Source organism: Shewanella halotolerans (assembly GCF_019457535.1).
GTDB lineage: Bacteria > Pseudomonadota > Gammaproteobacteria > Enterobacterales > Shewanellaceae > Shewanella > Shewanella halotolerans.
Window position 1 is genome coordinate 313,692 of the sequence record NZ_CP080417.1, and the last position, 25,884, is coordinate 339,575.

The window sequence follows — 25,884 nt, forward strand, 5'->3', positions numbered from 1 at the left end:
TCAGAAATAGCACAGGAAAAACGGTCGAGAACAAGGCAGAATTTTTCGATAAGTAGTTATTCTACAATCAAAAATAGTAACGCCGTTATCGGACGTTTTAACAAGCTAGCATGATCAGTTATTTACTACGATTGGTATTATGGCACGAAAGTAACTGTTCATCCGTAGGGTGATGATGGGGCGTAAAGCGTTCGTCATCAAAACAAAACGACAGTTAGCCTTAACCCTAACTTCTCAAGCTAAGGCTTGATAGAGGATATGAGATGTTAGCAGCACCCAAAGTTACCCCTTTTAATCCCCCACGCCGAGTCTTGATGGGCCCGGGCCCGTCGGATGTCTATCCCGAGGTTTTGGCGGCGCAGGCAAGGCCGACCATAGGCCACCTGGATCCCCTGTTTGTCGGCATGATGGATGAGCTTAAAGCACTGATCCAATATGCGTTCCAGACCGAAAATGCTATGACGCTGGCGGTATCAGCCCCAGGCAGCGCCGGTATGGAAACCTGTTTCGTCAACCTGGTTGAGCCGGGCGAGAAGGTGATCGTCTGCCGTAACGGCGTATTTGGCGAGCGTATGCGCCAGAATGTCGAGCGTGTCGGCGCGATTGCCGTGGTGGTGGACAACGAGTGGGGCACGCCGGTATCACTGAGCGATGTCGAGGCGGCGCTTAAGGCCCATCCCGATGCCAAGTTTCTCGCCTTCGTGCATGCCGAGACCTCAACCGGGGCGCTGTCGGATGCTAAGGGCTTGTGTGAGCTGGCCAAAGCCCATGATTGTCTGTCGATTGTCGATGCGGTGACTTCCCTCGGTGGCCTGGAGCTCAAGGTTGATGAGTGGGGCATAGATGCCATCTACTCGGGTAGCCAGAAGTGCCTCTCCTGTGTGCCGGGCCTCTCGCCTGTCTCTTTCTCACCGGCGGCGGTAGAAAAGCTCAAGGCGCGTAAGACGCCGGTGCCGAGCTGGTTCCTGGATCAGAGCCTGGTAATGGGTTACTGGAGTGGCGATCAGGGGGCGGGCGGTAAGCGTAGCTATCACCATACGGCGCCGGTCAATGCCCTGTATGCCTTGCATGAGTCGTTACGCCTGCTGGCCGAAGAGGGGCTGGAAAACGCTTGGGCGCGCCATCAGGTTATGCATGGCTTGCTGCGTGACGGCTTAGAAAACTTAGGTTTAGAGTTTGTGGTTGCGGAGGGCTCGCGTCTGCCACAGCTCAACGCAGTTTATATTCCTGAGGGAGTAGACGATGGCGCGGTGCGTAAGCAACTGCTCGAAAACTATAACCTGGAGATAGGTGCCGGTCTGGGCGCCCTGGCCGGTAAGGCCTGGCGTATCGGCCTGATGGGCTTCGGGGCGCGGCGCGAGAATGTCGCCCTATGCCTAAGAGCGTTAGAGGAAGTGCTGCGTTAAACCAGCTGCAAATCTAAAAAAGGGGCTTAGGCCCCTTTTTTGTTGTTATCGCCTCCCTGTTTAGAGGGAAAGCCTTTGATTTAGTCTATCGTGGTGCCATAGCCGATGAGTGCCAGGGTGGCCAGAATGGCGACCGAGGAGAAAATGGTGCCCAGTATGGCGAAGATCTTCTTGCGTTGTTTCTGCACCAGGCCGCCAATTCCCAGCCCCAGGGCCACCAAGGCCAGACCGATGAAGGCAAAGATCAGCATGCCGACGACGATCGCCTCGGGAGATGTCTCATCTATGCCACCGGGTGTGGTTGCCTCCATGACCCCAGCCACTGTGACTATGCCGAAGATTAACAGGGTTGCGATGATACTCAGGATAAAGGCGGCGATGCCCAGGCCCGAGTGTTTAAACTCTTGCTCCATAGCGGGCACTTGTGGGCTAGCTTGGGCAGGCGCCTGTGTTGTTGGTGTCGGCGCTGGCGCGCTGTCGATGGATGCAGTGTCCATGAACGATTCCTTTCGATAGATAGTGTCGTTCAGAGCATACCTAAGTCTCTCCCCGCTGTCTTTAAAAATGTGGCCGACTCAGGCGCAGTTAAAACCGCTATAACCTCATAATAATATTGCCTTTGTTTTGCCTTGCTCAGTAGGCGTTTTTACATGGCCACAAGGGCATATTCTGTGCCTGAACACTGCCAAGATCTGGAATTTTTCACCTTGATTTGATCTGGATTAACCTCGCGCTAGATTGTGCCTTGCGGTTCGTAAAATGTGGGACTAAGGGACTAAAATTAAAGTAAGGAGCCCGGAGGGCTTGCGCTTCGGGCTGTTCGTAAATCCTCTGAATCTTGCCTTTTGGAGATTCAACCAACAAAGGAGCTTGTTATGCGATCTTTCTTCCCCTCAATCTTTCATAAAGATGATCCGCGAACCGCTCTGCATTCGCGGCTAGACAATGTATTCGATGACTTTGCTAAAGACTGGTTAACCACTTGGCCTAACACTCGCACCGAGCTGGGCGTGATGCCTGCCATTGATGTCAAAGAATGTGCCGAATATGTCGAGATCAAGGCTGAATTGCCCGATATGGAAGAGAAGGACATCGACGTCGACATCCGCGGTAATTACCTCACCATCAGCGGTGAGAAGCGTCATGAGCAGGAGAAAGACGAGAAAGGCTATCACCTGAGAGAGCGCTCATTTGGCTCGTTCCAGCGGCAGATCCCATTAGGCTTCAACATCGATGCCGACCAGATCACCGCCAAGTACAAGAAGGGCGTGCTCGCCATTCATGTGCCAAAACCTGCCGAGTTGCAGCAAGATGCTAAGAAGGTGAAAGTCGACTTTCATGAGTAGCAAGTGAGGTGAGTTAACAGCTATAGCAAGTCAATCGAATGTGAATCAAAGGCGCCCGGTTGGGCGCCTTTTCACTGTTTTACGCAGGGTTAATAATATAAGCAGATTGCCGGTGGTAGTTGCGTGTCTTCCGGTGCGATTAATTGGGGGTATAGCTCGGTCATGTCAGCATACAATTTTGTGTATTTTAACCGTAAAAGCGCCATTAACCTGATATGTGCTGGCTGAATTGGCGGTTCGAGTGACATGATAAGCGGTAAATAGGTCATGAGTTGATCCGGATTGAACCTATGATCACTCGTGTCTAACAAGAGATATAAAGGATCCCGTCCAACCACTCTTTCGGGGTAAAGAATGTGCTGCGAGATGAGATAATTAAGCAGTTGAAGATCTTCTTTTGTAATCGCTATGTCGAGCAGGTTCTTACCTGAATAATCGAGCTCGTCGATATCTATACCCTGCGCAATAACGTCGACCATTTTACTCTTGGTGACGTCGTATAACAGCGAATAAGAGAGCCTTTCCTGATGCAGGCGACTGGTCTGTAAAGGTACAAAATAAGTGGGGTCGTAACCTAGCAGTTGATAGAAGAAATGGCGATATTCCGCTTCATTAAGCTGAGCCTCCTCTAACACGCTTATGGCTTCAGAGATCTTATTCTTACGAGCGAACCCGTAGACCTTATCTTCCAACTCTCTATCGTGAAGGTAACTTACCCCAAGTGTATTTGGTGCAACCTTTGAAGAACAGTCTGCTAGGATAGGATCGATTTCATTGAGGGTTTCTCTGGTAACAGTTTTCCCCTCTTCAGTGAGCTTAGTGGTGAAAAAGTTGAGATCCCGAGGTTGCCACTCTTGATCGACTCGAGCCACAATTTTCTTGCATTGGTTGCGCTCGGACTCTGAAGCAATAGTTGTTAGCTGCTCTGCGAGTTCTTTCTCAAGAGCTTGCATTAAGGCGCTCTGTTTATCTAGCTTTAGCCCTTGCTTGGGGAGGATTTGAGCCAAGGCTAAATCGTGAGTTTGCTGTAGGAATGCGATTTGCTGGGCGTCGAAACTGTAAAAGTGCCTTGGGAAGAATCCTTTAACACTCTGTTCTGTGTTCGAGATGAAGTTTGCCGGGCTCCCCTGTGACTGCAGGAGTCTGATGATCTTTATCTGGTGCTTAAAGACTTCATCATCGTTGAGTTTGTTCATTCGGAATCGATAGTCGAGGCCTGCAAGGGCATATTCCATCGTCGTGCCCAGATAGGGATCATTAGTCAGTTGGCTACCTTTGTTTAGTAGGGCAGAGACCACTTGGTTGCGACCATGAAAGGCTGCGGTATCGATTAGATGTAAGGTTTCATCCTGTGTAATACCGTAGCCGAGCAAAGCGTTGACATCTTCGATTTGATTGAGTGCTTGTAGCAAGAGGGTTTGAGGTAAGCTCTCTTGTTTCAGCAGCCAATTTAGATCATCGATTGAAATCTCTGTGGATTCAAGCAGGGCTAGTGCCTCTTGTTGGGTTAACTCAGCTATGTTTGTGAGTTGTGGCTGCGGAACAGCTTTTTCTACGCGAACGAAACTCGGCAAGTCAGGTATCAGCGCCTTTACCTGCTCGCCGAGGCTGCGATTAATCTGGTTAAGCTGAGAATTATGTTTGAGCTGTTTGGCTCGCCAGCTGCCGGCAAAGTTTGCATTGAGATAGTGAGCCATAGCCAGGGTAATGTCGTCTATGGAGTAATCTTGTTCGAGTCGTTGATCCCAATCTTGCTCTCCGGCCCATTTTTGCTTGAGATCCTTGGCAGATTGAAGGGTATTACGGCAATCGGCGTAATTTAGCTCAGCGATTGCTTTTGAACCGTTTGCAGTGTCAGGTGCCACATTAGCGGATTTATCGGTAGGGGCATTGGGTGTATCGACTGCTTGAGTAGGGACGATGATCGAACTGTCACGCGTCTGCCAATAGAGGATAAAGGCCACAAATAGAATGATGGCGACAAAAAATTTTTTCACTATGTTTCAATCCCTAAAACAATTTTGATGGTTAAATTTTTATTGTCGCCATTCTAGCATCTCGAATCGCAGAGGAAAAACCGGTCCTTGATGCCAAGCGAGTGGTGAGCCTCAAGGGCAGAAGATTATTCGTTTAGTGCTAAGTTGAGCTGTTCCTCCCGCCACCAGGCGACGCTATCGGGTGTGTTGTGAATATCCAGTACCTGTCCCACGATTGGCGTGATGAGCTGTGTGTTTGCATCGGCGGCTAGGGCGGCGATGCGCTCCAGCGGCTCGTACCAGCTGTGAAAGGCCAGGTCGAAGGTGCCGTTGTGGATCGGCATCATCTGACGTCCGCCCAGATCCAGATGGGCCTGCAGGCTCTGCTCCGGCGTCATATGGATGCTGGGCCAGTCTTTGTCATAGGCGCCCGTCTCTATCATGGTGAGGTCGAAGGGGCCGAACCGTTCGCCTATGGCCTTGAAGCCGTCGAAGTAGCCCGAGTCACCGCTGAAGAACAGCTTGCTCCTGTCAGATTGAATGACATAGCTGGCCCAGAGGGTCTGATTTTTGTCCCAAAGTCCCCGGCCGGAAAAGTGCTGGGTTGGCGTTACCGTGATGCTGAGCTCGCCCAGCGTTACGCTCTGCCACCAATCTAGCGGCTGCACCTTATCTTTGGCGACGCCCCAGCGAAGCAGATGTTGCTCCACACCCAGAGGGACGATGAATCGCTTCACCTTGTGGTGGAGCCGCTTGATGCTGGCCTCGTCCAGGTGATCGTAATGGTCGTGGCTAATCAACACGCCGTCGATTTCGGGAAGCTGCTCGAGGGCGATCGGTGGTTGATGGAAGCGTTTAGGGCCGATAAAGCTAAAGGGCGAAGCACGGTTGCTAAAAACGGGATCGATCAACCAGGTTTGGCCCGCTATCTTGAGTAAGATGCTCGAGTGGCCCAGGCGGATCACGCTGTCCTGAGCGTCAGGCAGCGCGGCGATGCCGTCGTGGGTCAGTGGCATCAAGGGGATTGCCTTCGAAGGGCTGGCATCGACTCGCGTCTCGGTCAGGTAACGCATCAGGATGGCGCCCATGCCGCTGTTCTCGGTGAGATTGGCGGCGGTATTTTGAAAGCCGCCATCTGACCTGTGGTGTGCGGCAGACTCTCTGCTGGCAAGTTGATCTCCTGAGGCCAGGGCTTGCGGCGCCGAAGAGGAGTTGATTAGGTTAGATGTCAGCATGCCGCCTCCGAGTATGATGCCAAGTGAGATGAGATATTTGCGTTTCATTGCAATTACCAAATGTAAACTAGTCAGTGTAGTTTACATAATCTTAGTTTAAAAAGTAAACTAACAAGTGTAAAATAATTGCAATTCGCCAAGGTAAACCTAATAAGTTATTTAAAATGATAGAGAAAAAATTAACTCGCTCGGAGCTGAAACGCGCGGCCATCGTCGAGGCAGCCAGTGTGGAGTTTCAAAATAAGGGATTTAGCCTGGCGAGTATGGATGACATTGCCAAACGTGCCGATGTGTCCAAGCGCACCGTGTACAACCATTTCCCCAGCAAAGAGGCGTTGTTTAGTGCCATCATGCTCGAGATGATGGAGATGCTGTGCGCCTTCGAATCTCTACCCTTCAGCGCCGAGGAGAGTCTGGCCTCACAGTTGACCCAATTGGTGCAACACGAGATTAAGCTGTTAAGTGCTAAGGGGTTTATCGATACGGCCAGGGTGATTATTGCCGAGGCGATCCATAAGCCAGAGCTGATTCAAGATGCCATGTCGGAGTTTAGTAAGCAGGAGTCGCCACTGGCGAACTGGTTCAATCAGGCGATCGCCGCCGGTGCGTTAAAGGCCAAGGATAGCGAGATCTTGGTGGTTCAGTTTACCGCGGTGATCAAGGCCTACTGCTTCTGGCCCCAGCTTATCCAGGGGGAGCCGCTGCCGAGCCAGACCAAGCTCGATGAGATCACCCAAACCGTGGTCGAGATGATCATCAAGCAATACACCTAAGGCTGGCTCCCCAGCCATTGGTCTTTGCCCAAATAGAAAGCCTAGTCATATTCCTATGACTAGGCTTTTGTGTATCTGAGCTTTAGACCGACCTTTTATGCTCACCTCAGACCGAGATAATCACTAAGCCTCAGGCGGTCAGCAGCTGCAATATGATGGCGAGGATCAGCACTGGGCAAACATATTTAACGTACAGAGGCCAGATGCGCCAGAAGAGGCCGTCGAGCTTGGAGCCTTCCTGGGCTGCGATCGCCTTGAGCAGGCTGTTTCTATGCCATATCCAGCCAGTGTACAGGGCTATGCCTAGGGCGATAAAGGGCTGGGCGCGCTCCGTGGTCAGGGTGATCACTAACCCGAACAAGGCATCGAAATTAAACACCATGATAGTCGCCAGCAGGGCGATACCACTGCCCACCAGATAGGTGGCGCTGTGACGCTGAATCTCTGTCTTCTCTACCATATAGCTGGTGGGCACCTCGACAATCGAGATGGCCGATGTCAGTCCAGCTATGGTCATCAGGATGAAGAAGACGATGGCGATCGCCTGCCCAGCTAAGCCGCCCAAGCTATCGAACAGCGCCGGCAGTACGGTGAACACCAAGGTATCGGCATTGAGCAGGCTGCCATCGGCGGCGAAGATCTGAACGCCGTTATGCTGGGCTACATACATGGCGGGAATGATCATCAGGGCGGCGAGGAAGGCGACGCTGGTGTCGGTCAGGGTGACGTAGGCGGTCAGCTTGGCCAGGTTTTCCTGCCGATTCAGGTAGGCGCCGTAGACCATCATGGCGCCTGTACCTACGGTGAGTGAGAAGAAGGTCTGGCCCAAGGCGCCTATGAGCACCTGAGGTTCCCAAATGCGGCCGAAATCTGGCACCAGCAGGGCGTTAAGCCCCTGGCTCGCACCGGGTTGAGTCAGAATATAGGCCACGCCCAATATCAAGATTGCCAACAGCAGCGGCATCAGTCGCTTAGACCAGGCTTCGATCCCCTTCTGTACCCCCTGGCGGATCACTAAGACCACCATGAGGATAAAGATTAGGGTAAAGAGCAGATTACGCTCCAGCGAGAAACTGGTTAGCCAGAGGGCAATATCTTGCATTCCCACTAGCCTGGCCATCGGCGCCAGGGTGAAGCTGACAAACCAGCCAGATAGGATGCTGTAGAAGGTGCAGATCAGGGTGGCGGTAATGATGGAGGCGAAGCCTATGGTCTTGCCCAGGTTGCGACTTAGCTTGTTGCTGCCCAGCTTGGCCATGGCATCGGCAGGGTTGGTCTGGCCGTGGCGGCCAATCATGAGTTCGGCGACCAGCATGGGGTAACCCAGCAGGAAGATGAGCACCAGATACACCAAGAGGAAGGCGCCGCCACCATGGGTTGCCGCCTGAGTGGGAAATCCCCAGATGTTACCGACGCCGACGGCCGAACCTGCCGCCGCCATGATAAAGCCTATGCGTGAGCTGAAATGCCCTAAATCTTTTGCGCTCATCTATCCCTACCTCAGTGTTAAAGAGGGCGCATCATAGTCCTTTATTATAGTTGGTCAAGGGTGGGAAATGGCGCAGTTCAAGGTTAAGTCTTTGTTGTTATCGCGTCATATGGCTATTTATTGGAAACTAATTTCGCCACTAGGCTTTATTGGCGAAATTATTGCGATGGTCGCATTGAGGCAGGCGTCGACGCGATAGGATTGCGCGGCCAAAAAAATGAGAATCTGTGTGATTTATCAAGCTTTATCCTCTTGAGTGCCGAGTTCAGGCAGGGGAATGGCGGTGCGGCTCTTGACCTGTTTGAGGACGAAGCTTGAGCGTATGCCTGCGATATGTGGATTGCTGGTGAGCTTCTCCAGCAGGAAGTGTTTGAAGGCATCCATGTCTCTGACCAAGACCTTGAGCTGGTAATCGGCGTCGCTGCCTGTCAGCAGGGCGCATTCGAGTACCTCGTCATAGCCGTCGATGGCCTGCTCGAACGCATCGAGTATCGCTTGGGTATGTTTTTCCAGGCGCACCTGCACGTAGGCGGTCAGGGTTAACTGAAAGTAGGGGGCATCGACTAAGGCGGCGTAACCGGCGATGATGCCCGCCTCCTCCATCGCCTTGACCCGGCGTGAGCAAGGGGAGGGCGACAGGCCGACGCTTGCAGCCAGATCTTGATTGGCCATGCGCCCCTGGGCCTGGAGTAACTTGAGGATCTGAATGTCGGTCTTGTCGAGTTGTAGTCTTGTCATGTCAGTCGCCGGGTAAGAGTAAACCCTTGTGGAAGTAAAATACTGTTTCAGTAAAACATTAGCTCAGTCAAACATTAGCTCAGTAAAACGTTAGCCCAGTTAGGCATTAGCCTTGCTTAATGAAGCGCCATTTCTCGGTGATCAGCAAGGCGAGCAGGGCGATAAGGCCGCCGAGCAAGGTTGCCGCCAAGACATCTTGAGGCCAGTGCATGCCCAGTAACATGCGGCTAAACCCCATGGCCAGCGCCCATAAGCATAACAGAGCGGCGAATAAAAACCTTTGCGCCGCCAACAAAAAATAGCTGACGACTAGGGCGAGGGTCACCGCAAACAGGGTGTGGCCCGAGGGAAAAGAGTAGCCCACCTCATCTTGCCAGTGCTGAGCTATCTTGGGGGAGAGGGATAGCTTGGTCTCCTGTGATAGCTTGGCAACCTCCTGTGCCATCAATGCCCGTCGCGTCGGCTGACTGGCCTGATAAAAGCCACTAAGCGAGAGCCCTTGGTTCTCTGCCAAGAATTGCACATTGGGTCTGGGATGGCCGAAATAAGGCTTGAGAAAGTGATTTAGCCCCAGGCTGAGCCCCATGGCGAGGCCGACGCTAAACAGCAGTGACGCAAGCTGTTTGCGTGGCAGCAACCAATAGCAGGCGAACAGCAGGGTCAGTACGGTAAGTACGCCATAGGGCGCCGTGCCCGAGCTGGTTAGGCCGTAGAGTAGCAGTGCATTGAGGGAACTGAGCTCGAGCCAGGGAAACAGGCTTAGTCCGCCTAAGTAGATCGCGGCGGGGATCAGCGTCAGACCGCTCCAGAGTAGCACTACTGAAAAATAGGGATTGGCGGGAGGATTCGATCTCATAGGTGTGCTTTTAAAACTTCCTGTTTGAAAAATACGGTTATTGAAAAGCGCTAGGCTAACCCGCTTAGGCGGCGCTGGCTAGTCTGGCCAGCGCTACCTGAGGTGTTATTTACTCTTGCTGCGGGGTTGATGGCATCTCGACCTGATGACGGGTCAGATACATGAGGATCAGCAGCACCATCATCAGCAGGCCAGATCCCATCAGCAGCGCATAATCTTCCAACTTCAGGATGGAGTAGAGCACGCTGTAGAGCGCCAGCAAGATGATGGCCATGAAGGCGCCGCGCCTGCGGCTGGCGGTCACGCTGGCAATATAGGCCGAGACAGACAGTAGTGGTACAGATGCCGCCAGCAGGTAGGCATAACCGAAGCTGATATGCTCCGACAGGGAGAGCAACAGCAGATAGAAGAGCGCCATGGCGCTGGCGACCAGCAGGTACTGAATCGAGTTCAAGACCTGTTGTTGCCCCAGCTCGAAGATCAGCAGCATTATGCTGGTGAGCATGATAAACAGCAGACCATATTTGACCGCACGCTCTATCTTGCCGTAGTGGGTCACGGGTTCAAACAGGGTGGCCTGGGCTGCGATCTCCTGCAGATTGACCTCCTGGGTCTTGGCAAAGACCTGAGGGTAGTTGCGGGTCAGGTGGCTCACGTCCCATTGGGCGCTGAAGCCCTGGGCGGTGATCTGTCGCTCGGTCGGTAGCAGGCCGTGAAAGCTTGGATGCGGCCAGTCCGCCGACAGGATGACCTCTGTCTGCTGTCCTATGGGCAGCACTGAGACCCCTTGAGAGCCCCTCAGGCTGATATCGAAGTTGACCGTGAGTTGCTCACTGTCGGGACTCAGGGCGATCAATTGATGAAAGCCACGGTTGAGACCCCTGAGCTGCTCCAGTCTGGTGCCGGGCATGAGCCTTTGCGGCGCGGCCGCTTGCTGGTCGGCCTTGGCGGAGAAACGGTTGATCTTGTCGATGGCCTGGTTGGCGGAGATGCCAAACACTAGTCTGGCCTGGTCGGGATGCAGGCTGACCAGGTTGGGTAAGGTGTAAGCTTCGAGGCGAAACAGCGCCGAGCCTGTGACCTGAGACTGATAGACCAGAGAGCGGAAGATGCCGCGGGAGAGGAAGCTGTGTTTGAGGGAGACGGCGAGGTTGAGCTGCTCCGGCAACACCACGAGTTCGCTGTCGTAGGTGTGCCTGGCCTTGGTCATCTTACCTGTGTCGCTGATGCTCTCCTGAACCACCTCATAGGTGTAGGGGATCACCAGCGCAGGTCCGGCAATGGTCTGCTGCTCGCCCCAGGAGCGGCCTATCTCGTTGACCACGCCGTGGTACAGATGCTGCCTGTCTGAGGTGAGGCTCTCGATGAGACCCAAGGGGATCATCGCTACCAGGGTAAGGATGGCGATGAAGATCAGTTTCTTGCTCAGTGGGCTGTTGGCCAGGGGTAACCGACTTAACATAAAAATCCCTCTCAATGACGGTCTGGGTGTATTACGCCATTACACCACAAGTCGCGCCACACAGGCTGGCATAGCGATGACCAATTGTGGCAAAACGGGGGCAATTGCAGATGTTGTAAGAGGTGAAAGGTGAGCAAAAGAAGAGAGCAAAATAGGTAACAAAAAAGAGCGCCTAGCGCTCTTTTTCATGGATGGACGACGCTTACAGGGCTTAGTGCGGCTTAAGCCTCGTCTTGCTGTCTGAGTTTGGCTTCCAGGGCATCGACCTGCGCCTGCAGGGCTTCGAGTTTCTCGCGAGTCTTCAACAGCACGTGTTGTTGCACATCGAACTCTTCGCGCGAGACAAGATCTAGCTTCATCAGCTGGTTTTGCAGTACCTGTTTGCTCTTCTCTTCAAATTCGCCGGCAAACTGCTTAAGCCCGCTGGGGAGGTTATCGCTTAGCTGCTTAGCTACTTCTTCGATCTTTTTGGGGTTAATCATCTTTTCTGTCCGCCATTGGCCGTTTAATGCTATGCCTGAATTGTACCTAAGCCTACTGGGATGACAACTAAAAACCGGTTGTCTGACACCAGGTTGAGGGCAGGCTCACGTCTGAGGCAGGCTGGTTACCTGCGGTTAAGCTCAAGGCAAAGCCTGGATATTTTTGTCTGAGCTATGGCGAAGATTCTGGTATGATCCCTGGCCGATCTCACGAATTCTCTAGTTGGTAGCCGTTAGTCAATGAAGCTCAATCCCGGTCAAAATGATGCTGTACACTATGTCTCTGGTCCCTGTCTGGTGCTAGCCGGCGCGGGCAGTGGTAAGACGCGTGTGATCATCAATAAGATTGCCTATCTGGTACAGAAGTGTGGTTATCAGGCGCGCAACATCGCCGCTGTGACCTTTACCAATAAGGCGGCGCGGGAGATGAAGGAGCGTGTGGCCCAGTCGATGGGACGCAAGGAGGCCAGAGGGCTGTGGATCTCGACCTTCCATACCCTGGGGCTAGAGATCATCAAGCGCGAATATAAGGTGGTCGGCCTTAAGCCTGGCTTCTCCCTGTTTGACGACCAGGATACCCTGGCGCTGCTGAAAGAGCTGACCGAGAAGGAGTTTGACGGCGATAAAGATCTGCTGCGCATGCTGATGACGGCCATCTCCAACTGGAAGGGCGACCTGATGACGCCGGACGGCGCCATCAAAACCGCCAGAGACGAGCAGTCACAGTTATTTGCCTTGCTCTACCAGCGATATGCTCAGCATATGAAGGCCTATAACGCGCTGGATTTCGACGATCTTATCCTGTTGCCCACCCTGCTGCTGCGGCACAAGCAGGAGGTACGCGAGCGCTGGCAGAAACGGATCCAATACCTGCTGGTGGATGAGTATCAGGATACCAACACCAGCCAGTATGAGTTGGTTAAACTGCTGGTGGGCGAGCGCGCCCGCTTCACCGTGGTGGGGGATGACGATCAATCTATCTACTCCTGGCGTGGGGCCAAGCCGCAAAACCTGGTGCTTTTGGGAAAGGACTTTCCCAATCTTAAGTTGATTAAGCTCGAACAGAACTACCGCTCCAGTCAGCGTATTTTGCGGGCGGCCAACATATTGATTGCCAATAACCCCCACGTCTACGACAAGTCGCTGTTCAGCGAGCTGGCCTATGGTGAGCCGCTGCGGGTGCTGATTGCCGCCAACGAGGAGCAGGAGGCCGAGCGTGTGGTGGCCGAGATGATCCGCCACAAGTTTGTCGGTAAGACCCAGTTTGGCGACTATGCCATCCTCTATCGGGGCAACCATCAGTCGCGCCTGCTGGAGCGTGCGCTGATGACCAACCGCATCCCCTATAAGCTCAGCGGCGGCACCTCTTTCTTCGGCCGCGCCGAGATTAAAGACATCATGGCCTACCTGCGTTTGGTGGTAAACCCCGACGATGATAACGCCTTTCTGCGGGTGGTTAACCTGCCCAAACGCGGCATCGGCCCTGCAACCCTTGAGCGCCTGGGTAACTATGCCAACGAGCAGCATATCTCCATGTTTGAGGCGATATTCCAGAGCGAGCTGAATCACCATCTGCCGCCAGCGGCCATGTCAGCCCTGTATCAGTTTGGTAAGTTTATCGTCGATACCGGCGAGGCCGCGACCCGCGGCGAACCGGTTGAGGCGGTGAAGCAGCTGATCCGCCACATCAACTACGAAGATTATCTGTACGAGACCAGTACCAGTGCCAAGGCCGCCGAGATGCGGATGAAGAATATCTCCGAGCTCTATCGCTGGGTGACCGAGATGTTAGAGGGTGATGAACTGGACGAAGGGATGACGTTGCCGGAAGTGGTGACCCGTCTGACCCTGAGAGACATGATGGAGCGTAACAGCGAGGACGAGGCTGGCGATCAGGTGCAACTGATGACGCTGCATGCCTCTAAGGGCCTGGAGTTTCCCTATGTCTTTATGGTGGGGGTGGAGGAGCGCATCTTGCCGCACCAGACCAGCATAGATGAAGACAACGTCGAGGAGGAGCGCCGCCTAGCCTATGTGGGGATCACCCGGGCGCAGAGGGAGCTGTGGTTCATGATCTGCCGTGAGCGGCGCCAGTTTGGCGAGGTGATGCGCTGTGAGCCCAGCCGCTTCCTGATGGAGCTACCCCAAGACGACTTGATTTGGGAAAACCGCAAACCGCCTCAGTCCGAGCAGCAAAGAGTGCAGTCCGGCCGGGCGAACATCGCCAACATACGGGATATGCTTAAGAAGTAAATTGCTAAGGCGGCGCTCACCTATGTGATTAGGCGGAGATGCAGCCGCTCGGGCGCTTTCTGGGCTCGGGCAGCTTGCTGGGATCGATAGATTCACCCAGGGCCTGGCCCTGACCCTGATCGAAGCCTAGGCTGACCAGCTGCTGCCTCTGTAGATCTGTCTTAACCCCTTCCACAAACAGCGTCAGCTCGAGCGCCGAGGCGGTCAGCTGATGCGCCTTAAGCAGGCGTTTCTGCTGCGGATTATTCAGATGACTGATATAGCTAGGGTCTAGCTTCAGGCCACTCAAGGGCAGGAAGCTGAGGCTGCTCAGTGCCGTGTGGGCGCTACCGTAGGCGCACAGGCCTAAGTTGATGCCCTGCTTAGCCAAGAGGTCGAACGCCTGAATATGGCTGTCGCTGTCGGCGACAAAGGCCTTCTCGTTGAAGAATACCCAGATATCGGCAGGTTTGTAGTAGCTCTGCTTGATGCGATTCTTCAGCTTGCGCACCGCATGTTTATGTTTGAGGTGCTGACTGGCGAGTTTGATGTGCAGCTGCACCTTGCCATCGACCTGCTGCATCACCTTGTCATAGTCGCTGTTGAGCTGGTCGAAGAGGTAGAGATCCAGCTCCTTGGTCAGGTTGCAGTGCTCGGCGATATTGCTGAGCTGATCCTGTTTGATCTTGCCCAGCTGCTCATGCTGCCAGTAGAGTCTTGGTTCAAGGGCTAGAACCTCCTGGGTCGCCAAGGCCATCACGGGGAAATATTGCAGCGCCAACTCTTGCTTGGCGATCGCCTCCCTGAGCTCTATCTCCAGGGTGATGTCATGGCTCTGCTGATGGCTGGTGCTGTGATCGAAGATGACGAAGCAGCCCTTGCCGTTGGACTTGGCCTGGTACATGGCTGCATCGGCATCCTTCAACAGCGACTCGCTGGTGTCGCCGCTGCTGTGGCCGCTGAAGGCGATACCGATACTGGCGCCCGAGGTGAAGCTCTGATTCGATAGCTGGTAGGGCTCGCTCAGCTCGCCTAAGATGCGCTCGGCCACCTCGATGGCGTCACTATTGGTGTTGATGCTGTCTAGCAGGATCACAAACTCATCGCCGCCGATACGCCCTAAGGTGTCATTACTTCTGATGCAGAGGTTGAGGCGACGGGCGGTTTCGATCAGAAAGCGGTCGCCTTGCAGATGGCCCAGGGTATCGTTGATCAGCTTAAAGCGGTCGAGGTCGATAAACAGCAGGGCAAATCTGTCTCTGGCGTGGCGCCGGACATGTTTTACCGCTTGAGCTAGGCGCTCCATGAACATGGCACGATTGGGCAGGCCGGTTAGTGTGTCGTGGCTAGCATCGTGTACCAGCTGCTGCTCGACCTTGCGGCGCTGAGCGATCTCCTTTTCGAGATCCTGGTTGAGCATCGCCAGGGCGCGGGTGCGTTGGGCGACTTTCTCTTCCAGCTGTTCATAGCTCTGTTTCAGGGACTCTGCCGACAGCTTACGCTCGATCGCTGCGGCGATATGCTGCGAGACGAAGGTGAGCAGATCCAGATCTTTCTCCTGGTAGGTCTGCGACGGGGTAAAGCTGTAGATGGTGAGCGCGCCCTTGACTATGCCCTGGATAAACAGGGGCACGCCTATCCACTGATGTATGGTCTCGGCATAGTTGAGCTGAGGCGCCTTGGCGTAGAGCTGCCCAGCCTGAATTAATGCCTTGATGTCGCTGCCATCGAGCAGCAAAGGGCGCTTATGCTTGAGAATAAACTCTGTCAGGCCATCGGCCAGAGGGCGCTTCTGCGGCGCGCCTACGTTGAGCTGAGAGACATAAAAGGGAAAATGCAGCTCACGGCCATTGTCCTCAAGCAGGGCGATATAACAGTTGTTGGCGGGTAGCAGGTGGCTGATCACCCTGTGTAGTTCGCGGTAGAAGCTCTGGTGGTCTATGGTCGCATTGGATAGCTCGGCGATTTCAAATAGCGATTTCTGCAGGTTTTCCGCGCGGCGTCGTTCGGTGACCTCCTGCTTTAGCTTATCGTAGGCGACGCTCAGCTCTTTGGTTCTGTGCTCAATTGCGGCCTCGAGGTTGTGTTGGTACTGCACCCGCTCGATAACGCCCGAGATATGCTGGCTGATGAAGGTCATCAGCTCGACTTCGATCTCGCCATAGGTGATATTGGCATCGTAGCTCTGCACCGCGATCACCCCTATGGTCTGATCGCTGCTGAAAATTGGGACCCCTAGCCATTGGTGGCAGCTGGAGCCTCGACTGACGATCTCGCCGCTGGCGAGCAGCTGCTCAAACTTATCGTCATCACACAGCAGGGGCTGCTGGCTGCGCAGCACATAGCCGGTGAGGCCGCTGTTGAGTGTGGTAGACAGCTCTTCGCTGGGGTAAAGCTGGCTTGGGTGCTGGTCCTTCTCATCGACGAAGAAAGGCACGCCTAATTTGTTGGTTTCTCTGTTGAGGATGGCGATGAAGAAGTTGTCTGCGGGGAGCAGGCGATTGAGATTGGTTTGGATACCAGCATAGAAGTCTTCGGCGCGCTCGACGCGAGCGGCAAGATTGGAGATATCCAATAGCGTATTTTGGACGATCTCAGAACGCTTGTACTTCCGAGCTAGGCTCTTTAAGCGAGATATCCTTTTATATAAACGCCCAACTTCATGGGGTGAATGTTGGTCTGTTTTATCCCTAAACATGGTTCCGCCAATCACAAGTAGTTATATTTTTTCGCTAGGATTTGGGGTAATGGTTATAGATAGCATAAAAAAGCAGCACCACCAAGTCATTATTTTGACGTCGTCAGCTTAATATCACCTTAAATATGCTAAAACTTGAGCAAACGCGTAAAAAAATACGTGTTTGCTATAGACGCGCAGTAAAATAATCCATACTATATGCGGCGCTAACAAGGCAGGCACCCATAGCTCAGCTGGATAGAGCGCACCCCTCCGGAGGGTGAGGCCGAGGGTTCGAATCCTTCTGGGTGCACCAGTTGGATGAGGGGCAAAGTTAGCGTTAAGAAGTCAATATCAGTGGTGATTGTAGCTCAGTTGGTAGAGCCCCGGATTGTGATTCCGGTTGTCGTGGGTTCAAGTCCCATCAGTCACCCCACTTCTTCTTGCAATAGACTTCACAAGTCATTCTTTTCCTTGATATAGTGAAGCGAGGCGGCACCTCGTAAAATATCCATTGTTTCGGTGATTAGCGCAGTCCGGTAGCGCATCTGGTTTGGGACCAGAGGGTCAGAGGTTCGAATCCTCTATCACCGACCAGTTTCCAAGTGAGTGATACATCAAGCATCGCTGGCTGATAAAAAAGATTTTCGGTGATTAGCGCAGTCCGGTAGCGCATCTGGTTTGGGACCAGAGGGTCAGAGGTTCGAATCCTCTATCACCGACCAATCCTAGAGAAGCCCCTCGAGTTATCGAGGGGCTTTTTCTTTGCCCGTCTGTTATTTCTTAGCGTTTGTCTTCACCGAATAAAACGCGCCATCAAGGTAAAAAAAAGCTGCCCAAGTGGGCAGCTTTGTCGTTTATAGCTCGACGCGGGTGGGTGGGTAGAGATAACCCATGTAGGCGTTGGCCTTGAGCGGCTCGAAGCGTGCCAGTTGCGGCTGCTCCTGAATGCCGGTGACGATGATCTGGATATCCAGGCCTCTGGCGACGTTCACCAGGGCGCGGCACAGCTCGCTGTTGTGCTCGTTCTCGTCATAGTAGGCGAAGGATTGATCCAGCTTGACGTAGCTAGGTCTTAAATTTTGCAGGTAAGACATAGAGCCAAACTGACGACCGAAGTGGTCGATACCGAAGTGAGCGCCATTGTCGCGAATGATGTTGCACAGCGCCTGGCAGGCATCGGGATCGCTATAGACGCCGGCTTCAGGGATGTCGAACACGATTCGCTGGGCGAGCGGCGTATTGCGCAGGAACTTGTTGAGCCACTGATGGAAGGTCGTATCGCTCAGACTGTTGAAGGTCAGATTGATGGCGATAGGCTCGTAGTTACGCTCCAGCAGGCCGTTATCCACTATGGTCTCGATCAGGCATCTGTCCAGCATAGATCCCAGTGAGAGCAGTTCCACATAGGGCATAAACTGGCCCGCGTGGATCTCTTTATCGCCTATGGTTAGTTGACAATAGAGCTCACGCTGCACCACCTCATCCTTATTGGTGTGGTAGACAGGCTGCCATTTGAACTGGAACTGCTTGCTGCTGATGGCGGCGCTCAAATGTTCTCGCCACTGCTCACGGGTGTAGAGCTGCTTCTCGTTGCTCTCGAACCAGTGGAACACCTTGTTTTCGGCTATTGCTTTCTGCAATGCATTATCTGTCTGCGCCAGGATGTCCGATACCGTCATGTTGTCGGTGCGCTGGGCGATACCTATGGCAAACTGCTCGTTAGGCTTACAGCCTGCCTTAGAGATCTCCTGATTCACGGTTCTGATCAGGGTATGCAGGTACTTGCTGCTCTGCTCCTGTTCGGCGCTGGTGATCAGGAAGGCAAATTCATAGGCGGCGATACGGGCGATGACGGACGGAGCTATCTCGTCCAGTTGCTCCTGCATCTTCTCGGACAGCAGGCGTATGGTCTCATCACGTACCTGATAACCATACTTGCTGTGTACCTCTTCGAGCCAGTCGAACTTGGCCATCATTAGCGAGCCATTGTTGGGTTCGCTTAACCAGCTGTTGAGGCGGCCCATCATATATTGTCTGTTTGGCAGCTTAGAGACCTGATCTACCAGGTTCTTCTTACGCAGCTCAGTCACCTCTTCGTCCAGTGAGCTGAAGATCTGCTTGAGCTGATGAGACATGCTGTTAAAGGCCTCGACCACAGACTTGAGCTCTGAGGTCTTAGGGATCGCCATGTCAGGGCCAAACTTGCGCTGGGCGATCTCGGCCGCGTGCTCGGCAATCTCATGCAGTGGCCTCAGGATCCAGGTCAGGCCGAAGCGCGCCAGCATGATGGCGAGTAAAAACAGGATGGAGATGACTATGATGGCGTTGGTTAGGGTGCGCCATAGCTCGTTGTAACCAAAGCCTGGGTGGGCGGTGATCTCCAGGTTGGCTAACTGGATCCAACCCGAGGTAATAGTGCTTTCGCGTTTAATGGTTTCGAAGAATCCCAGGTCGATAAACCATTGGGGAACACCCTCGATCTTAACGTCGTTTTCCCACACCTGTTGTTTGCCGTCGACCAGCCAGGTGAGCTTCACCTGTTGGTAATAGCCGCCTTCGAAGATGACGTTGATCAGCGTCTCGGCGCCGACAATGTCACCCGCTTCCAGATCGGGAACCAGCATGATCCCCAAGCTGTGGCTGGTGTTATTGAGATCGGACTCCATCTGCTTGGTCAGAAAGCTTTGTGTCTCGGTAAATTGGACATAAGCCAGGCTGATGACAACGACCAAGAACAGGCCAAAAAGCAGTGAGTATATCTGTCGAAACAGTGTCATTGTTTTCGCTACTCCAATCTTAACTTAGGCATTTTGAGTCGCTCAACACCTAATCTATTTTTGAGATCATTCCATTTTTCAAGGCGTTGGGATGAGCCTGCCAGCACACCGCGACCTTTCTCTTTGTTTAGCCACAACTGACGACCGTTAAAGCTGTATACGGGGATCAGATCTTGTCTCTGGGTGGCTGGTTTAATCTGTCTGTCCAGGTTATCCAATACCAAGGGGATGGAGCCGGGCGTCTCATAGTAGGCCAACACCATGTGGTACTGATTGACCGAAGTGGCCTTAACCATAGTGATCCGCAGCTTGTCATCGGGCACCCCCAGCTGTAGCAGGGTGAAATATTTGGCGATGGAGAAATCTTCGCAATCGCCACCATTTACCCCGATAAACTCCATTGGTGTGGCCCAGTAGTTACTGACACCCCACAACTTGATGTCGTCGACAAACCTAAACAGATTGAAAAAGTTATTTACCTTGGTGATCTTCTCTTGTTCACTCAGGCCCTGCGATTCATCCAGCACCTTAAACCAGGCGGTGACGCGCATACCTGCGCGTTCACCGTAGCGGGCTTCTAGGGTGGACTTAATGTAGTTGGCGTCGAGTGTTTGCGTCGGAGAAGCGTATAGGCAAGAAAACCCCAAGGCCGTTGCCACAACGCAAAGTTGGCAGACCCTCTGAAAGCGTTTTTGCCTGCCAATTTTGGCTTTCATCTTCTCCGACTATTTTTTTATTTTACTTGTTCATCAACTGTGTAGATATGCCACTTCATATCGGCCTTGGTATCTTCACCCGTTACCTCTGCGATCACGCGGCGGTTACGTGTGTGTGCCATCTTGGTATGAGTTGGATCTACCGGTCTGTCGTAGCTGTAGCCTATGGCCGTCAGACGATCGCTGGCGATACCAAATCGCTCAGACAACAGCGAGGTCACGGCGTCGGCGCGGTTTTGCGACAGGGTTAGGTTGTGCTCATAGCTACCCGTCTTACTACAGTGACCTTCGATGGTCACTTTAGTGTTTGGGTACTGTCTCATGAAAGTCGCAACCACTTCTACCTGATCATAGTACTGAGGATCTATGTAGTAAGAATCGTTGGCAAACAATATCTTAAGTTCTTGACGCTCATTGATAGGCTTAATCTTACCACAGCCATAGTTGTCTATGGTGGCACCTAGCACTGTGTCGTTACAGCGTTCACGGGCGACGATGACACCATCTTTATCTTTGTCGTTAAGATCGAATACCTGATTGGTTGGGGTATCCATGGTTACTATGTCGCGCGAAGCGCAGCCGCCCAGTAAGGCGACGCTTAGAATAATCAGTAAGGCTTTCATTATTTTACTCCCCCTTCGTATTCGCGCTCACCCTTCCAAACCTCTGGGCGAGTCACACGAAGCGATTCCAGTAGTCTACCCGTAGCGTTAAGGATGCGATATTCGGAGATGATCTCGTCGTATTCGGCATCGAGGTAATCCTTACGCGCTTCAAACAGTTCGTTTTCGGTATCTAGCAAATCCAATAAGGTGCGCTGGCCCAGGTTGAACTGCTGGCTATAGGCGACTTGAGTATCCTTGGCGGCGATGACGTGATCGCGAATATACAGTTTCTGCGGCTCTAGCATCTCGTAGGCGTTCCAAGCCAGGTTGACCCCTTCAACGACCTGACGGTAGGCGCGTTGGCGAATCTCTTTCGCCTCGCCAATCTTGTAGGCCGCTTCCTTCTCGCGGGCTAAATCTTTACCACCGGCGAACAGGTTGTACTTCACCCGTACCATGGCGATAAGATCATTGTTATGACCGCCGACATTTTGTGAGGCGAAGGCAGAGTAGCCATCTTCACCGTCAAGATTATCGTTCCAGTTACCACCCAGCTCTAGTGACAGCTTAGGATAATAGTTGGATTGGGCAGATGAACGCTCGTTCTCTGCTGCCGAGATATCACTCGCGGCCGATTTCAGAATAGGATGGTTTTCCTGAGCAACCTTGAGGCCATCGGTGAGGTTGGTTGGCAGCATATCGTCATCGGGTACGGGAACGATCAGGTTTTCCGGCTCCTTCTCGACGATACGGACAAACTGCGCCTTGGCATCGAAGAAGTTATTCTTCGCCGCGATCACGTTGGCGTTGGCGCGTGCCAGACGACCAGTGATCTGAGACAGGTCGGCGATTGAGCCCAAGCCTGAATCGGTACGCTGCTTAATCTGATCATAGATGTCTTTGTGACTCTGCAGGTTTTTCTCTGCCAAAGTCAGTACTTGCTCACTGCGGATATAGTTGACGTAGACTTTGGCTACATCCAGCGCGATATCTTCGGCCGCGGCAAACAGGGCCCATTGGTCGGCACTGGCTTCGAAGCTGAAGCGATCCACTTCGCTCGAGGTGTAGAAACCGTCGAATAGCATCTGCTTGATGCTAAATCCGACTTCACCACGCATCAATTCGATAACGCCATCCTTGTCAACATCGCCCTGGCCTGCACGGCGTCGGGTAGATGGACTGTTTGTCTGTTCCCAGCCATAGCCACCACTGATATCAACAGTAGGCATGTAACCGGCGATTGCCTGATTGACCTGCTCTTCACGCGCCTTGAAGCGATTAAATGCGATGCGAATATCTGGATTGGTATCCAGCGTATGGGCTACAGCCTGTTCTAGCGTTTGGCTAGAGGCTGCCCCCGGTATCAACATCGCACTAATGGCGAGTGCCATGGCACTGCGCTTTAGTTGATGCATGGTTTGCTTACTCATTTGGTTAACCCCCCTGGTTATTGTTGTGAACTTAACGCTCACGCAGAGCAGTGTCTCTTGCTCTCAAAATTGGATTAAGTATGTACTCCAGAACGGATCTTTGCCCAGTGATGACATCTACCGTGGTTAACATGCCAGGTATGATGGGCATCTGGGTGCCGTCGTCTTTCGTCAAACTTGATAGTTCAGTTCTAACCCTTACAAGATAGAAACTGTTTCCCTCTTCGTCCTGTGTTGTATCGGCACTGATGTGCTCCACAACGCCATTGAGGCCACCGTAACGCGTGAAATCGTAGGCGGTAACTTTAACAACGGCGGGTAAGCCAGGATGTAAAAATGCAATATCTTTCGGAATGATCTTGGTTTCGATAAGTAGCTGATCTTCCGATGGCACTATCTCTATGATGTCGATGCCAGGCTGTACAACACCACCTAAGGTATTGATATGAATTGTCTTAATGGTGCCATTTACCGGTGATACTATCTCTGCCTTGCTGACCTTATCGCGCGCGCCCACCTGGGCCTCGTTGACGCGCGACAGACGTGTCTGCATCTCATTGAGCTGGGTACGGACCTCGGCGGCGTAGACGAATACGGCTTCGCGACGCTTCAGGATGGCCTCATCCTGTGATGCCTTAACCTTCGGCCTGAGTAGCCTGAGTGAGCTTAGCTCACCACGAATGTCGTTGACGTTCCGTTCAAGCTTAAGCAGCTCAACCTCGGGCACAATCCCTTTGTCGGCAAGCGGGCGGGTTAGCTCCAGCTCCCGGGTCACCAGCTGGAAGCTGGTCGTCAGGGTGTTGATCTTTGAGGCCAGCTCTTCGGTTTCCTGTTGCTTCTGCTGGATCTGCCGCGCCAGGATCTCCAGTTGGTTGCTCAGATTATCCAGTCTGCCCGAGTACTCGTCGCGCTGACGCTGGACTAAGTCGTGTTCGCTTTCGATCAGCTCAGGTGGGAACTGTAGCGGCTGTTTGGCAATTTTCACCTGCTCGCGCCAGTCGGCGGCGACGTCTGAGATGGTGATGCTGTTGAGTTCGGCGCGCAGACGAATAACGTTGGCTTGCAGGCTATAGACCTCCTGCTCCTGCTGAGCGAAGTCTGAGCGGAAGCGGGTGTCATCTATGCGTACCAGAGGCTGGCCCTTGGTGACCGTCATGCCCTCACGGACATACAGCTCTTTCATGATGCCGCCATCCAGACTCTGAATCACCTGCACTTGAGACGAGGGGATCACCTTGCCTGTGCCCGTGGTCACCCGGTCGAGCTCGGCAAAATAGGCCCATACCAGGAAGCTGAAGGCGAGGGCGGTCAGGGCCCAGATGATCAGCCTGTGACTGGTGGGCGCATCTGTCATCATGGCGCCATAGACGTCATCGACCATCTCTAGTTCTTGGGTGGTTAAGTGCTTACTCACTCTTCGGCCCTCCCGACAGCAGCCCCTTGGCGAGCTGGTTGAGCACCTGATCTTTCGGACCGTCTGCCACCAGATGGCCACGATCTAATACCAGGATGCGGTCTACCAAATTGAGCAGGTGCATCTTATGGGTGATCAGCAGCAGGGTTCGCTCCTTAGAGACATTTCTCATGGCGCGGATGAATTGCTTCTCGGCGCGCGCATCCAGGCTGGCGGTCGGCTCATCCATCAGGAGTACCGGTGGGTCATTCAAGGTGGCCCGCGCCAGCGCGATGGTTTGGCGTTGACCGCGGGAGAGGGATTGTCCACCCTCTCCGACCTGTTGATCTAAGCCTTCGGTCTCGATATCGGTAAACTGGTTGACGCCAGAGAGCTGCACCGCACGGATCAGCTGATGCTCAGTGACCTGGCGGGTACCGAACAATATATTGTCGCGAATCGTGCCGTGGAATAGTGTGATGTCCTGGGGCAGGTAACCGAAGTTTCTACGCAGATCCGTCGGGTGGATCTGCGCCGAATCCAATCCGTCATAGCGTAGGCTACCCTTGGTCGGTTGATATAGGCCTACCAATAGCTTAGCCAGGGTACTCTTGCCCGAACCGTTGCGACCTATGATGGCGATGCGCTCACCCGGTGCAATAGACAGGGACATGGGATGTAGCACGGGGCGCTCGGAGCCTGGATAATTAAAGCTGACGTGGTCGGCGTTGATCTGCCCTTTAAGGCGATGCTTGCTGACCAGATGGCCTTTATTTTCAAACTCATCCTCTTGGGTCATGATCTGATCCAGCTGCCTTAGGGCGCTGGCGGTATGGTTGCCTCGGGTCATCAGGCCTGCCAATTGCGCCATGGGTGAGATGGCCCGGCTCGATAGGATAACTGCGGCGATGATGCCACCCATGGAGATGTCGTTATCGGCAACACGATAGACCCCTAAGATCACTACGCAGACCACAGAAAGCTGTACGGTGAAATTGGCCACGTTGGTGACTGAGGTAGAGATCTTCTTCACCTTCAATTGCCAGTTGGCGGTATGACCTATCATCTGCTGCCAGCTTTTCTGCACTAAGCCTTCGGCGCCACTGGATTTTATCGATTCGATGGAGGCAAGGGACTCGATAAGATGGCCGTGTTTCAGGCTGGAGAACTTGTTGCTCTCTTCGATAGCCGCCTTGAGCCGGGGCTGCATCAATAGGGTATAGCCGATAATGATACAGCCGCCGATCACAGGAATGATGGCCAGATCGCCGGCGACGATATAGATGATCAGCATGAAAAACAGTGCGAACGGCAGATCGACCAGGGTGGTGATGGTCGCTGAGGTTAAGATCTCGCGTATGCTGTCGAACTCGCCCAGTTGCCGCGCCATGCCGCCTATGCTGGGGGAACGCTTCTCTAGCGGTATGCCGATAGCCTTAGCGAAAAGCCGCGATGACACTATGATATCGACTTTCTTGCCAGCGACGTCGATCAGGTAGGCCCTGAGTTGCCGCATGACTAGATCGAAGATGTAGGCGATACCTGCGCCAATGGCGAGCACCCAAAGGGACTCGAAGGCGAGGTTAGGCACCACCTTGTCATACACGTTCATGATAAACAGCGGCGATACCAGGGCGAAAAGGTTAACCAGTACTGAGGCGATTAGGGCGTCGCGGTAGATAGGCGCCGAATCTTTCAGGGTCTGGATAAGCCAGTGGGTGCGACTGTCGTGTAGATGCAGATCTAAGCCCATGTCGCCACGGTATTGCTGCTTCACGAGGAACAGATAGCCGACATACATGGCCTCGAGTGCCTCTATGCTGAGCTCTTCTTCACCACCGGTTTCAGGTAGCTGAATGACGGCTCTGTCTTTGTCTATGTCGATCTCTCTTAATAGACAAGCGTTTTTATCTTTGAGAAGCAAGATACAAGGCAGGAGAATAGGGGAGATCTGATCCAGGCCCTTACGGGTGAGCTTGGCTGCCAAGCCGGCTCGACTGGCAGCCTGAGGCACAAGTTCTGGTGTCAGAATGCTCCCTGACAGCGGGAGGCCAGCGGCTAATGACTCGCTGGAGCAGGGGCTGCCGAAGTACTCTGTCAATAACACTAAACTGTCTAACAAGGGATCGACAGTCACTCTTTGGGAGGCTGAAACTGTCCATTGTTCAGTTTTTGGAGACGCTGTAGCTTGCACCTTAGAAGCTTATCCTTAAGATTTTATTATAAAATTATCGTAGAACAATTATAGAAGTAATACCAAAACATCACCAAAGTAAAAATGACACCAA

The 25,884-nt window shown here is 53.2% G+C and carries 19 protein-coding genes and 4 tRNA genes; 8 read left to right on the top strand and 15 right to left on the bottom strand.

The genetic code is table 11. The features are described from left to right. Nucleotides 1-263 precede the first annotated feature (263 nt). Nucleotides 264-1,406, top strand: a complete 1,143-nt coding sequence (locus K0H81_RS01525; protein ID WP_220059652.1) for a pyridoxal-phosphate-dependent aminotransferase family protein — start codon at nucleotides 264-266, stop codon at nucleotides 1,404-1,406. 80 nt (nucleotides 1,407-1,486) lie between these two features. Here the strand turns inward: K0H81_RS01525 and K0H81_RS01530 are convergent, their stop codons facing one another. Continuing rightward, the gene (locus tag K0H81_RS01530; RefSeq protein WP_144203846.1) at nucleotides 1,487-1,903 is read right to left on the bottom strand and encodes a hypothetical protein; all 417 of its coding nucleotides are present in this window, start codon (nucleotides 1,901-1,903) and stop codon (nucleotides 1,487-1,489) included. A gap of 378 nt (nucleotides 1,904-2,281) precedes the next feature. On the opposite strand from K0H81_RS01530, the gene K0H81_RS01535 reads away from it, so the two are divergent. Next, on the top strand, nucleotides 2,282-2,752 hold the full coding sequence (locus K0H81_RS01535; RefSeq protein ID WP_144203845.1) for an Hsp20/alpha crystallin family protein: 471 nt from the start codon (nucleotides 2,282-2,284) through the stop codon (nucleotides 2,750-2,752). 89 nt (nucleotides 2,753-2,841) lie between these two features. Here K0H81_RS01535 and K0H81_RS01540 read toward each other — a convergent pair whose 3' ends face one another. Together K0H81_RS01540 and K0H81_RS01545 are read right to left on the bottom strand one after the other, a co-directional pair. Then, nucleotides 2,842-4,749 carry a hypothetical protein gene (locus K0H81_RS01540; RefSeq protein WP_220059653.1) on the bottom strand — a complete coding sequence of 636 codons (1,908 nt, stop codon included), beginning with the start codon at nucleotides 4,747-4,749 and terminating at the stop codon, nucleotides 2,842-2,844. Between the two features lie 125 nt (nucleotides 4,750-4,874). Then, nucleotides 4,875-6,011 carry an MBL fold metallo-hydrolase gene (locus K0H81_RS01545; RefSeq protein ID WP_258406355.1) on the bottom strand — a complete coding sequence of 379 codons (1,137 nt, stop codon included), beginning with the start codon at nucleotides 6,009-6,011 and terminating at the stop codon, nucleotides 4,875-4,877. A gap of 116 nt (nucleotides 6,012-6,127) precedes the next feature. Here K0H81_RS01545 and K0H81_RS01550 point away from each other — a divergent pair, with 116 nt between their 5' ends. Continuing rightward, a complete protein-coding gene (locus K0H81_RS01550; RefSeq protein WP_220059654.1) occupies nucleotides 6,128-6,736 on the top strand; it encodes a TetR/AcrR family transcriptional regulator in 609 nt (202 codons plus the stop codon). Nucleotides 6,737-6,866: 130 nt separating this feature from the next. Here the strand turns inward: K0H81_RS01550 and K0H81_RS01555 are convergent, their stop codons facing one another. From K0H81_RS01555 to ubiK, 5 genes are all read right to left on the bottom strand, one after another. Next, nucleotides 6,867-8,225, bottom strand: a complete 1,359-nt coding sequence (locus tag K0H81_RS01555) for a sodium-dependent transporter (protein WP_220059655.1) — start codon at nucleotides 8,223-8,225, stop codon at nucleotides 6,867-6,869. Between the two features lie 237 nt (nucleotides 8,226-8,462). Next, nucleotides 8,463-8,963: an Lrp/AsnC family transcriptional regulator gene (locus K0H81_RS01560; RefSeq protein ID WP_220059656.1), complete on the bottom strand. Its 501-nt coding sequence runs from the start codon at nucleotides 8,961-8,963 to the stop codon at nucleotides 8,463-8,465. Nucleotides 8,964-9,069: 106 nt separating this feature from the next. Further along, entirely contained in the window at nucleotides 9,070-9,819 is a 750-nt protein-coding gene (locus K0H81_RS01565; protein ID WP_220059657.1) for a phosphatase PAP2 family protein, read from the bottom strand. Nucleotides 9,820-9,928: 109 nt separating this feature from the next. Next, a complete protein-coding gene (gene creD, locus K0H81_RS01570; RefSeq protein ID WP_220059658.1) occupies nucleotides 9,929-11,281 on the bottom strand; it encodes a cell envelope integrity protein CreD in 1,353 nt (450 codons plus the stop codon). A gap of 221 nt (nucleotides 11,282-11,502) precedes the next feature. Next, a complete protein-coding gene (gene ubiK, locus K0H81_RS01575) occupies nucleotides 11,503-11,763 on the bottom strand; it encodes a ubiquinone biosynthesis accessory factor UbiK (RefSeq protein ID WP_011864110.1) in 261 nt (86 codons plus the stop codon). A 240-nt stretch (nucleotides 11,764-12,003) separates the two neighbouring features. Here ubiK and rep point away from each other — a divergent pair, with 240 nt between their 5' ends. Further along, a complete protein-coding gene (rep, locus tag K0H81_RS01580; protein WP_144203838.1) occupies nucleotides 12,004-14,016 on the top strand; it encodes a DNA helicase Rep in 2,013 nt (670 codons plus the stop codon). Nucleotides 14,017-14,044: 28 nt separating this feature from the next. Here rep and K0H81_RS01585 read toward each other — a convergent pair whose 3' ends face one another. After that, entirely contained in the window at nucleotides 14,045-16,693 is a 2,649-nt protein-coding gene (locus K0H81_RS01585) for a sensor domain-containing diguanylate cyclase (RefSeq protein ID WP_220059659.1), read from the bottom strand. Between the two features lie 218 nt (nucleotides 16,694-16,911). Between K0H81_RS01585 and K0H81_RS01590 the strand changes: the two genes are divergently transcribed. From K0H81_RS01590 to K0H81_RS01605, 4 genes are all read left to right on the top strand, one after another. Beyond that, a tRNA-Arg gene (locus tag K0H81_RS01590) sits at nucleotides 16,912-16,988 on the top strand. 44 nt (nucleotides 16,989-17,032) lie between these two features. Beyond that, a tRNA-His gene (locus tag K0H81_RS01595) sits at nucleotides 17,033-17,108 on the top strand. Between the two features lie 84 nt (nucleotides 17,109-17,192). After that, a tRNA-Pro gene (locus tag K0H81_RS01600) sits at nucleotides 17,193-17,269 on the top strand. A gap of 51 nt (nucleotides 17,270-17,320) precedes the next feature. Beyond that, a tRNA-Pro gene (locus K0H81_RS01605) sits at nucleotides 17,321-17,397 on the top strand. 132 nt (nucleotides 17,398-17,529) lie between these two features. Here the strand turns inward: K0H81_RS01605 and K0H81_RS01610 are convergent. From K0H81_RS01610 to K0H81_RS01635, 6 genes are read right to left on the bottom strand one after another with little or no spacing between them, the layout of a single operon-like run. Continuing rightward, on the bottom strand, nucleotides 17,530-19,452 hold the full coding sequence (locus K0H81_RS01610) for a bifunctional diguanylate cyclase/phosphodiesterase (protein WP_144203836.1): 1,923 nt from the start codon (nucleotides 19,450-19,452) through the stop codon (nucleotides 17,530-17,532). 8 nt (nucleotides 19,453-19,460) lie between these two features. Next, nucleotides 19,461-20,168: a transglutaminase-like cysteine peptidase gene (locus K0H81_RS01615; RefSeq protein ID WP_144203835.1), complete on the bottom strand. Its 708-nt coding sequence runs from the start codon at nucleotides 20,166-20,168 to the stop codon at nucleotides 19,461-19,463. 17 nt (nucleotides 20,169-20,185) lie between these two features. Then, nucleotides 20,186-20,791 carry an OmpA family protein gene (locus K0H81_RS01620; RefSeq protein WP_144203834.1) on the bottom strand — a complete coding sequence of 202 codons (606 nt, stop codon included), beginning with the start codon at nucleotides 20,789-20,791 and terminating at the stop codon, nucleotides 20,186-20,188. Beyond that, nucleotides 20,791-22,203, bottom strand: a complete 1,413-nt coding sequence (locus K0H81_RS01625) for a TolC family outer membrane protein (RefSeq protein ID WP_144203833.1) — start codon at nucleotides 22,201-22,203, stop codon at nucleotides 20,791-20,793. Before K0H81_RS01625 ends, K0H81_RS01620 begins: the two co-directional genes overlap by 1 nt. Nucleotides 22,204-22,234: 31 nt before the next feature. Then, nucleotides 22,235-23,617: an HlyD family type I secretion periplasmic adaptor subunit gene (locus tag K0H81_RS01630; protein ID WP_144203832.1), complete on the bottom strand. Its 1,383-nt coding sequence runs from the start codon at nucleotides 23,615-23,617 to the stop codon at nucleotides 22,235-22,237. Beyond that, the gene (locus K0H81_RS01635; protein WP_220059660.1) at nucleotides 23,610-25,790 is read right to left on the bottom strand and encodes a type I secretion system permease/ATPase; all 2,181 of its coding nucleotides are present in this window, start codon (nucleotides 25,788-25,790) and stop codon (nucleotides 23,610-23,612) included. Before K0H81_RS01635 ends, K0H81_RS01630 begins: the two co-directional genes overlap by 8 nt. Nucleotides 25,791-25,884: the final 94 nt, after the last annotated feature.

What these genes read in the sequence shown, in the direction of transcription:
- K0H81_RS01545 (WP_258406355.1), bottom strand. Translation starts at nt 6,011, where the DNA reads ATGAAACGCAAATATCTCATCTCACTTGGCATCATACTCGGAGGCGGC.
- K0H81_RS01615 (WP_144203835.1), bottom strand. Translation starts at nt 20,168, where the DNA reads ATGAAAGCCAAAATTGGCAGGCAAAAACGCTTTCAGAGGGTCTGCCAA.
- K0H81_RS01625 (WP_144203833.1), bottom strand. Translation starts at nt 22,203, where the DNA reads ATGAGTAAGCAAACCATGCATCAACTAAAGCGCAGTGCCATGGCACTC.
- K0H81_RS01560 (WP_220059656.1), bottom strand. Translation starts at nt 8,963, where the DNA reads ATGACAAGACTACAACTCGACAAGACCGACATTCAGATCCTCAAGTTA.
- K0H81_RS01525 (WP_220059652.1), top strand. Translation starts at nt 264, where the DNA reads ATGTTAGCAGCACCCAAAGTTACCCCTTTTAATCCCCCACGCCGAGTC.
- rep (WP_144203838.1), top strand. Translation starts at nt 12,004, where the DNA reads ATGAAGCTCAATCCCGGTCAAAATGATGCTGTACACTATGTCTCTGGT.
- creD (WP_220059658.1), bottom strand. Translation starts at nt 11,281, where the DNA reads ATGTTAAGTCGGTTACCCCTGGCCAACAGCCCACTGAGCAAGAAACTG.
- K0H81_RS01530 (WP_144203846.1), bottom strand. Translation starts at nt 1,903, where the DNA reads ATGGACACTGCATCCATCGACAGCGCGCCAGCGCCGACACCAACAACA.
- K0H81_RS01555 (WP_220059655.1), bottom strand. Translation starts at nt 8,225, where the DNA reads ATGAGCGCAAAAGATTTAGGGCATTTCAGCTCACGCATAGGCTTTATC.
- K0H81_RS01585 (WP_220059659.1), bottom strand. Translation starts at nt 16,693, where the DNA reads ATGTTTAGGGATAAAACAGACCAACATTCACCCCATGAAGTTGGGCGT.
- K0H81_RS01565 (WP_220059657.1), bottom strand. Translation starts at nt 9,819, where the DNA reads ATGAGATCGAATCCTCCCGCCAATCCCTATTTTTCAGTAGTGCTACTC.
- K0H81_RS01620 (WP_144203834.1), bottom strand. Translation starts at nt 20,791, where the DNA reads ATGAAAGCCTTACTGATTATTCTAAGCGTCGCCTTACTGGGCGGCTGC.
- K0H81_RS01610 (WP_144203836.1), bottom strand. Translation starts at nt 19,452, where the DNA reads ATGACACTGTTTCGACAGATATACTCACTGCTTTTTGGCCTGTTCTTG.
- ubiK (WP_011864110.1), bottom strand. Translation starts at nt 11,763, where the DNA reads ATGATTAACCCCAAAAAGATCGAAGAAGTAGCTAAGCAGCTAAGCGAT.
- K0H81_RS01550 (WP_220059654.1), top strand. Translation starts at nt 6,128, where the DNA reads ATGATAGAGAAAAAATTAACTCGCTCGGAGCTGAAACGCGCGGCCATC.
- K0H81_RS01535 (WP_144203845.1), top strand. Translation starts at nt 2,282, where the DNA reads ATGCGATCTTTCTTCCCCTCAATCTTTCATAAAGATGATCCGCGAACC.